Below are 8,323 nucleotides of genomic sequence, written 5' to 3'. Positions count from 1 at the left end.
GCCGGCGCGGCGGGGTAATGTGACGGGCTGATCCCCCTCGCCGCCAAGGCCGGCTCCTACCAGGAGCCGGCCTTGCCGGCGAAGCTGTTCAGTTGATGATTTCAACCAGGTCGACATCGATCTCGCGGGACATCAGGTTCTTCTCGACCTCACCGGTCAGCTTGACCTTGGTCTTGTCGTTGAAGGCCACCGCCGGCAAGTCTTCGTTGTCGATCTCAACGGTGATGGTGCCGCTGGCATCCTTGAATTCGTACTTGTCGTCGTTGTTGAGCTTCTTGACCACAAAGCCCTGCAGTACCACCGGGGTATCGTCGGCGGCGTCGTTGGCTGCCGCGACCGTGGTGACCGGCTGGGCGCCAGGGCCGGTGTAGCCGGCGGCCATCGCGCCAGTGGTGAACAGCGGGGCAAGCAGCAGAGCCAGGTAACGAGTTTTCATGGTGGGCATTCCGTTTCAAGTGGGGATGCGCTCAGGTTAATCCCCACGCCTGAACTGAAGCTTAATGCGCGATGGTGGGAAACTCGATCAGGCCAGCAACGCGGTGAGGCTCAGAATCGGCATAAGGATGGCCAGCCCGATGAACAGCATCACACCGCCCGTCATCGCCAGCATCAATGGCTCAAACAAGCCCAGGGCTCGTTCAACCCTTACGCCCGACAGCAAACCGTGCCACCTCAGGCGACGCCGCAGTGCATGCAACGCGAGCCGTGCGAACACGCCGGCGGCGACCAGCACACCGGCAAACGGCAGCGCAAAGCGCTGCCCGCTCTCGTTCAGCGCCATCGAAACGCGGATCGTGGCCGGCAACGCTTGCTGGTGATGGGCGAATATCTGCACGACATCAGGGATCACGACACCCAGCAGGAACGCGAAGATGGCCAGCACGGCGCACATCAGGATCGCCGGATACAGCAACGCCAGGCGGATGCCCTGACGCGTCAGTTGCTGGTTGTCAACGTGCTCGGCAAGCCGTTGGCAGGTTGCCGCCAGCAGGGGATGCTGTACTGCGCGGATATCCTTGGGCACGGGTTCCTTCCTTGAATGGCACGGCTGTGCATCGAGGTCGGAATGGTAAGGGAGGAGGCTTGGACGGGCCGTAGGACGGATCGGCGGGGGAGCGTGAAAAGTCAGTGGCGGGGCCGCGATACGCGGCACCCGCCAGGCAGTTGCCCGTTACTGGTGGTACTGCGCAGACAGTTCGTGCACGGCGTGGATGAAGGCACCGGCATGTTCCGGATCGACCTCCGGGGTGATGCCATGGCCCAGGTTGAACACGTGGCCGGTCCCGTGGCCATAGCTGGCCAGGATACGCCCGACTTCGGCGCGGATGGCCTCGGGCTTGGCGTAGAGCACAGTCGGGTCCATGTTGCCCTGCAGGGCCACCTTGCTGCCCACGCGCTGGCGCGCCTCACCGATGTCGCAGGTCCAGTCCAGGCCCAGCGCGTCAGCGCCGGCATCAGCAATGCTTTCCAGCCACAGGCCGCCGTTCTTGGTGAACAGGATCACCGGCACCTTGCGCCCTTCGTGCTCGCGGATCAGGCCGCTGACGATCTTGCGCATGTAGGCCAGGGAGAACTCCTGGTACGCCGCCGCCGACAGGTTGCCACCCCAGGTGTCGAAGATCTGCACGGCCTGTGCGCCGGCCAGGATCTGCCCGTTGAGGTAGCTGACCACCGACTGCGCGAGCTTGTCGAGCAGCAGGTGCATGGCCTGCGGGTTGTCGTAGAGCATGGCCTTGGTCTTGCGAAAGTCCTTGGACGAGCCGCCTTCGACCATGTAGGTGGCCAGGGTCCACGGGCTGCCGGAGAAGCCGATCAGCGGCACACGGCCGTTGAGCTCGCGGCGGATGGTGCTGACCGCATCCATCACGTAGCCCAGGTCCTTTTGCGGGTCGGGGATCGGCAGCGCCTCGATGTCGGCCAGGGTGCTGATGACTTTCTTGAAGCGCGGGCCTTCGCCGGCTTCGAAATACAGGCCCTGGCCCATGGCATCAGGGATGGTGAGGATGTCCGAGAACAGGATCGCGGCGTCCAGCGGGTAGCGGTCCAGCGGCTGCATCGTAACCTCGCAGGCGAACTGCGGGTTCATGCACAGGCTCATGAAGTCACCGGCCTTGGCGCGGCTGGCGCGGTACTCCGGCAGGTAGCGGCCGGCCTGGCGCATCATCCACACCGGGGTGACGTCTACGGGTTGCTTGAGCAGGGCGCGCAGAAAACGATCGTTCTTCAAGGCAGTCATGTCGGCATCCGGAAAAAAAGTGGGGGCATTTTCTCAGACACCAACGTAAAAGGCACGGTATGAACCGTGCCTTTTGTCTATCGACCTGTGGTAGGTCAATAGATTTAGTTAAAAGCTTCGCCGGCAAGGCCGGCTCCTACAGGTTTGGCAGGAGCCAGCCTTGCCGGCGAAGAGGCCCGATCAGACCTCCAGGTAGTCCAAAATCCCCTCGGCGGCATTGCGCCCCTCGAAGATAGCCGTCACCACCAGGTCCGAACCGCGCACCATGTCGCCACCGGCAAACACCTTGGGGTTGCTGGTCTGGTGCTTGAAGCGGTTCTGCTCCGGCGCCACCACACGGCCCTGGCTGTCGGTCTGGATGCTGAACTGCTCGAACCACGGCGCAGGGCTGGGGCGGAAACCGAAGGCGATGACCACGGCGTCCGCCGGGATGATCTCTTCGGAACCCGGGATCGGCTCCGGGCTGCGACGGCCACGGGCATCCGGCTCGCCGAGACGGGTCTCGACCACCTTCACGCCCTCGACCTTGTCTTCACCCACGATCGCGATCGGCTGGCGGTTGTAGAGGAACTTCACGCCCTCCTCCTTGGCGTTCTTCACCTCCTTGCGCGAGCCGGGCATGTTCGCTTCGTCACGCCGGTAGGCACAGGTCACGGCCTTGGCGCCCTGGCGGATGGAGGTACGGTTGCAGTCCATCGCGGTGTCGCCGCCGCCCAGCACCACGACCTTCTTGTCCTTCATGTCGACGAAGTCTTGCGGGGACTTTTCAAAGCCCAGGTTGCGGTTGACGTTGGCGATCAGAAAATCCAGCGCGTCGTGCACACCCGGCAGGTCTTCGCCAGGGAAGCCACCCTTCATGTAGGTGTAGGTGCCCATGCCCATGAACACCGCATCGAATTCCTCGAGCAACTGGTCCATGGTGACGTCCTTGCCCACCTCGGTGTTAAGGCGGAACTCGATGCCCATGCCGGTGAAGACTTCGCGGCGGTTGCTGAGCACGGTCTTTTCCAGCTTGAACTCGGGGATGCCGAAGGTCAGCAGGCCGCCGATCTCGGGGTTCTTGTCGAACACCACCGGGGTTACCCCGCCGCGCACCAGCACGTCGGCACAACCCAGGCCCGCAGGGCCGGCACCGATCACCGCGACGCGCTTGCCGGTGGGCACCACCTTGGACATGTCCGGGCGCCAGCCCATGGCGAAGGCGGTGTCGGTGATGTACTTCTCCACCGAGCCGATGGTCACCGCGCCGAAGCCGTCGTTGAGGGTACAGGCACCCTCGCACAAGCGGTCCTGCGGGCACACCCGGCCGCACACTTCGGGCAGGGTGTTGGTCTGGTGCGACAGCTCCGCAGCGGCGAGGATGTTGCCCTCCGACACCAGCTTGAGCCAGTTGGGAATGAAGTTGTGCACCGGGCACTTCCATTCGCAGTACGGGTTGCCACAGCCCAGGCAGCGGTGGGCCTGTTCGGCCGACTGCTGGGGTTTGAAGGGCTCGTAGATTTCCACGAACTCTTTCTTGCGTTGACGCAACAGTTTCTTCTTCGGATCCTTGCGCCCGACCTCGATGAACTGGAAGTCATTACTCAGACGTTCAGCCATGTTCAAAACCTCATCAAACTCTTCAGGCGCATATCACTGCGGGTTGGCACGGGTGCTGGACAGCAGGTTCTTCAGGTTGGCCGCCTTCGGCTTGACCAGCCAGAAGCGACGCACGTAGTCATCCAGGTTTTCCCAGAGCTCACGACCCCATTCGCTGTTGGTTTCTTCGACGTATTCACCCAGCACGCGCTGCAGGTGGCTGCGATAAGCCTCCATCGCCTCGCCGCTGATACGCTGGATCTCCACCAGTTCGTGGTTGACCTTGTCGACGAAGCTGTTGTCCTGGTCGAGCACGTAGGCAAAACCACCGGTCATCCCGGAACCGAAGTTGTAACCGGTCTTGCCCAATACACAGACAAAGCCCCCGGTCATGTATTCACAGCAGTGATCGCCCGTGCCCTCGACGATGGCGTGGGCACCGGAGTTGCGCACCGCGAAGCGCTCACCCGCGGTACCGGCGGCGAACAGCTTGCCGCCCGTGGCGCCGTACAGACAGGTGTTGCCGACGATGGCGCTGTGCTGGGTTTCGAACGGGCTGCCCGCTGGCGGCACGATCACCAGTTTGCCGCCGGTCATGCCCTTGCCGACATAGTCGTTGGCATCACCTTCGAGGTACATGTTCAGGCCACCGGCGTTCCACACCCCGAAGCTCTGCCCGGCAGTGCCCTTGAAGCGGAAGGTCAGCGGCGCCTTGGCCATGCCCTGGTTGCCGTGCAGGCGGGCAATTTCACCGGAGATCCGCGCGCCGATGGAGCGGTCGCAGTTGCAGATATCCAGCTCGAATTCGCCGCCGGCCAGGTCACGGATCGCCGGCAGGGCCATCTGCACCATCTTCTCGGCCAGCACACCCTTGTCGAACGGCGGGTTGCGGTCCACTTCGCAGAACTGCGGCTTGTCGGCCGGGACGTGCGGGCTGCCCAGCAACGGGCTGAGGTCCAGGTGCTTCTGCTTCTCGGTTTCACCGGGGAGCATTTCCAGCAGGTCGGTACGCCCGATCAGCTCGCCCAGGCTGCGCACGCCCAGCCTGGCCAGCCATTCACGGGTTTCCTCGGCCACGTAGGTGAAGAAGTTGACCACCATGTCGACGGTGCCGATGTAGTGGTCCTTGCGCAGTTTTTCGTTCTGCGTGGCCACGCCGGTGGCGCAGTTGTTCAGGTGGCAGATGCGCAGGTACTTGCAGCCCAGGGCGATCATCGGTGCGGTGCCGAAGCCGAAGCTCTCGGCGCCGAGGATCGCGGCCTTGACCACGTCCAGGCCGGTTTTCAGGCCGCCATCGGTCTGTACCCGCACCTTGCCGCGCAGGTCGTTGCCGCGCAAGGTCTGGTGGGTTTCGGCCAGGCCCAGTTCCCACGGCGCACCGGCATACTTGATGGAGGTCAGCGGCGAGGCGCCGGTACCACCGTCGTAGCCGGAGATGGTGATCAGGTCGGCATAGGCTTTGGCCACGCCGGCGGCGATGGTGCCTACCCCGGCTTCGGCCACCAGCTTGACCGAGACCAGCGCCTGCGGGTTGACCTGCTTCAGGTCGAAGATCAGCTGCGAGAGGTCTTCGATCGAGTAGATGTCATGGTGCGGCGGTGGCGAGATCAGGGTCACGCCCGGCACCGCATAGCGCAGCCTGGCGATCAGGCCGTTGACCTTGCCGCCCGGCAGTTGGCCGCCCTCGCCCGGCTTGGCGCCCTGGGCCACCTTGATCTGCAGCACTTCGGCATTGACCAGGTATTCGGGGGTGACGCCGAAGCGGCCGGTGGCCACCTGCTTGATCTTGGAACTGCGGATGGTGCCGTAGCGGGCCGGGTCTTCGCCGCCCTCGCCGGAGTTGGAGCGCGCGCCCAGGCGGTTCATCGCCTCGGCCAGGGCTTCGTGGGCCTCAGGCGACAGCGCGCCCAGGGAAATACCCGCCGAGTCGAAGCGCTTGAGGATGGCCTCCAGCGGCTCGACTTCGCTCAGGTCCAGCGGCTGCTCCAGGGTTTTCACCTTGAGCAGGTCGCGGATCATCGACACCGGACGCTTGTCGACCAGTGCGGTGTATTCCTTGAACTTGGCGTAGTCGCCCTGCTGCACGGCAGCTTGCAGGGTATTGACCACGTCCGGGTTGTAGGCGTGGTATTCGCCACCGTGCACGAACTTGAGCAGGCCGCCCTGCTGGATCGGCTTGCGCGGGCTCCAGGCTTCGGCGGCCAGCAGCTTCTGCTCGTTCTCGATGTCGACGAAGCGCGCGCCCTTGAGGCGGCTGGCCACGCCACGGAAGCTGAGGTTGACCACTTCCTCGGACAGGCCCACGGCTTCGAACAGCTGCGCGCCCCGGTAGGAACCGATGGTCGAGATGCCCATCTTGGAGAGGATCTTGAGCAGGCCCTTGGAGATGCCCTTGCGGTAGTACTTGAACACTTCGTCCAGGTCACCGAGCACTTCGCCGGTGCGGATCAGGTCGGCCAGCACCTCGTAGGCAAGATACGGATACACCGCCGAGGCGCCGAACCCGATCAGCACCGCGTAGTGGTGTGGATCGCGGGCGGTGGCGGTCTCGACCAGGATGTTGCTGTCGCAGCGCAGGCCCAGTTCGGTCAGGCGATGGTGCACGGCGCCCACGGCCAGCGACGCATGCACCGGCAGCTTGCCGGGTGCGATATGACGGTCGCTCAGTACCAGCTGGGTCTTGCCGCTGCGCACGGCTTCTTCGGCCTGTTCGGTGATGTTGCGCACGGCCGCTTCCAGGCCGATGCTTTCCTCGTAGTTGAGGTCGATCACCTGGCGTTCGAAGCCCGGGCGGTCGAGGTTCATCAGCGAGCGCCACTTGGCCGGCGAAATCACCGGCGAGCTGAGAATCACCCGCGAGGCGTGCTCGGGGGATTCCTGGAAGATGTTGCGCTCGGCACCCAGGCAGATCTCCAGCGACATCACGATGGCTTCGCGCAGCGGGTCGATCGGCGGGTTGGTGACCTGCGCGAACTGCTGGCGGAAGTAGTCGTAGGTGGAACGCACGCGTTGCGACAGGATCGCCATCGGCGTGTCGTCGCCCATCGAGCCCACGGCTTCCTGGCCCTGCTCACCCAACGGGCGCAGCACTTGGTCACGCTCCTCGAAGGTGACCTGGAACATCTTCATGTACTGCTTGAGCTGGTCGCCGTCGTAGCTGGCCACACCCTGGTCGTCGCTCAGGTCGGCCTGGATGCGCAGGGCATTCTGGCGCAACCAGCGCTTGTACGGGTGGCGCGACTTGAGGCGGTTGTCGATCGCATCGGTGTCGAGGATCTGGCCGGTCTCGGTGTCGACCGCGAAGATCTGCCCCGGGCCCACGCGGCCCTTGGCGATGACGTCTTCGGGCTTGTAGTCCCACACGCCGATTTCCGACGCCAGGGTGATATAGCCGTTCTTGGTGGTGACCCAGCGCGCCGGGCGCAGGCCGTTGCGGTCGAGCAGGCACACGGCATGGCGGCCTTCGGTGAGCACGATGCCCGCCGGGCCGTCCCAGGCTTCCATGTGCATGGAGTTGTATTCATAGAACGCGCGCAGGTCGGGGTCCATGGTCTCGACGTTCTGCCAGGCCGGCGGTACCAGCATGCGCACGCCACGGAACAGGTCGATGCCACCGGTGACCATCAGCTCGAGCATGTTGTCCATCGACGAGGAGTCGGAGCCCACGCGGTTGACCAGCGGGCCGAGCTCTTCCAGATCCGGGATCAGGTCGTTGGCGAACTTGGTACGCCGCGCCTGGGCCCAGTTGCGGTTGCCGGTGATGGTGTTGATCTCGCCGTTGTGGGCGAGGAAGCGAAATGGCTGGGCCAGCGGCCATTTGGGCAGGGTATTGGTGGAGAAGCGCTGGTGGAACACGCAGATCGCCGTCTGCAGGCGCTCGTCGCTCAGGTCCGGATAGAAGGCGGTGAGGTCCGCCGGCATCATCAGGCCTTTGTAGATGATGGTCTTGTGCGAAAAGCTGCAGATGTAGTGTTCGGCATCGGCGGCGTTGGCCACCGACGAGCGACGCCGAGCACTGAACAGCTTGATCGCGAATTCCTGATCGCTCAGGCCTTCGCCACCGACGAACACCTGCTCGATCTGCGGCAGGCGCTCCAGCGCCAGGCGACCGAGCACGCTGGTGTCGATCGGCACCTTGCGCCAGCCCACCAGGCTCAGGCCGGCAGCGAGGATCTCGCGGTTCATGTTGTCGCGCGCGGCTTCGGCCTTGGCGGTGTCCTGGTTGAAGAACACCATGCCGACCGCGTACTGGCGGGGCAGCTCGCTGCCGAACTGTTCCAGGGCCACGGCCCGCAGGAACCGATCGGGCTTCTGCATCAGCAGCCCGCAGCCGTCGCCGGTCTTGCCGTCGGCGTTGATCCCACCACGGTGGGTCATGCAGGTCAGGGCCTGGATAGCCGTTTGCAAAAGGTGGTGGCTGGGTTCGCCCGTCATATGGGCGATCAGGCCGAAACCACAGTTATCCTTGAATTCTTCGGGATGGTACAGACCTGTTTTCATAGACACTTT

General features: G+C 64.1%; 5 protein-coding genes. All 5 read right to left on the bottom strand.

From position 1 onward, the window contains the following. Positions 1-88: 88 nt before the first annotated feature. The 5 genes from QMX96_RS23330 to gltB all read right to left on the bottom strand — a co-directional run bounded on the left by QMX96_RS23330 (position 89) and on the right by gltB (position 8,314). Positions 89-436: a NirD/YgiW/YdeI family stress tolerance protein gene (locus tag QMX96_RS23330; protein WP_043859932.1), complete on the bottom strand. Its 348-nt coding sequence runs from the start codon at positions 434-436 to the stop codon at positions 89-91. Between the two features lie 87 nt (positions 437-523). After that, complete coding sequence (locus tag QMX96_RS23325) at positions 524-1,024, bottom strand: type II secretion system F family protein (protein WP_282362555.1); 501 nt, start codon at positions 1,022-1,024, stop codon at positions 524-526. 147 nt (positions 1,025-1,171) lie between these two features. After that, the gene (hemE, locus tag QMX96_RS23320; protein ID WP_282362554.1) at positions 1,172-2,236 is read right to left on the bottom strand and encodes a uroporphyrinogen decarboxylase; all 1,065 of its coding nucleotides are present in this window, start codon (positions 2,234-2,236) and stop codon (positions 1,172-1,174) included. 180 nt (positions 2,237-2,416) lie between these two features. After that, positions 2,417-3,835, bottom strand: coding sequence for an FAD-dependent oxidoreductase (locus tag QMX96_RS23315; protein ID WP_043859935.1), 1,419 nt, complete (start codon positions 3,833-3,835; stop codon positions 2,417-2,419). A 33-nt stretch (positions 3,836-3,868) separates the two neighbouring features. Beyond that, positions 3,869-8,314 carry a glutamate synthase large subunit gene (gene gltB, locus QMX96_RS23310; protein WP_078481687.1) on the bottom strand — a complete coding sequence of 1,482 codons (4,446 nt, stop codon included), beginning with the start codon at positions 8,312-8,314 and terminating at the stop codon, positions 3,869-3,871. Positions 8,315-8,323 lie beyond the last annotated feature (9 nt).

Source organism: Pseudomonas sp. PS01300, assembly GCF_029960155.1.
GTDB classification, from domain to species: Bacteria; Pseudomonadota; Gammaproteobacteria; order Pseudomonadales; family Pseudomonadaceae; genus Aquipseudomonas; species Aquipseudomonas palmensis.
Note: the sequence above shows the minus strand (reverse complement) of the source record. Positions and strands in the feature narration are given on the sequence as shown.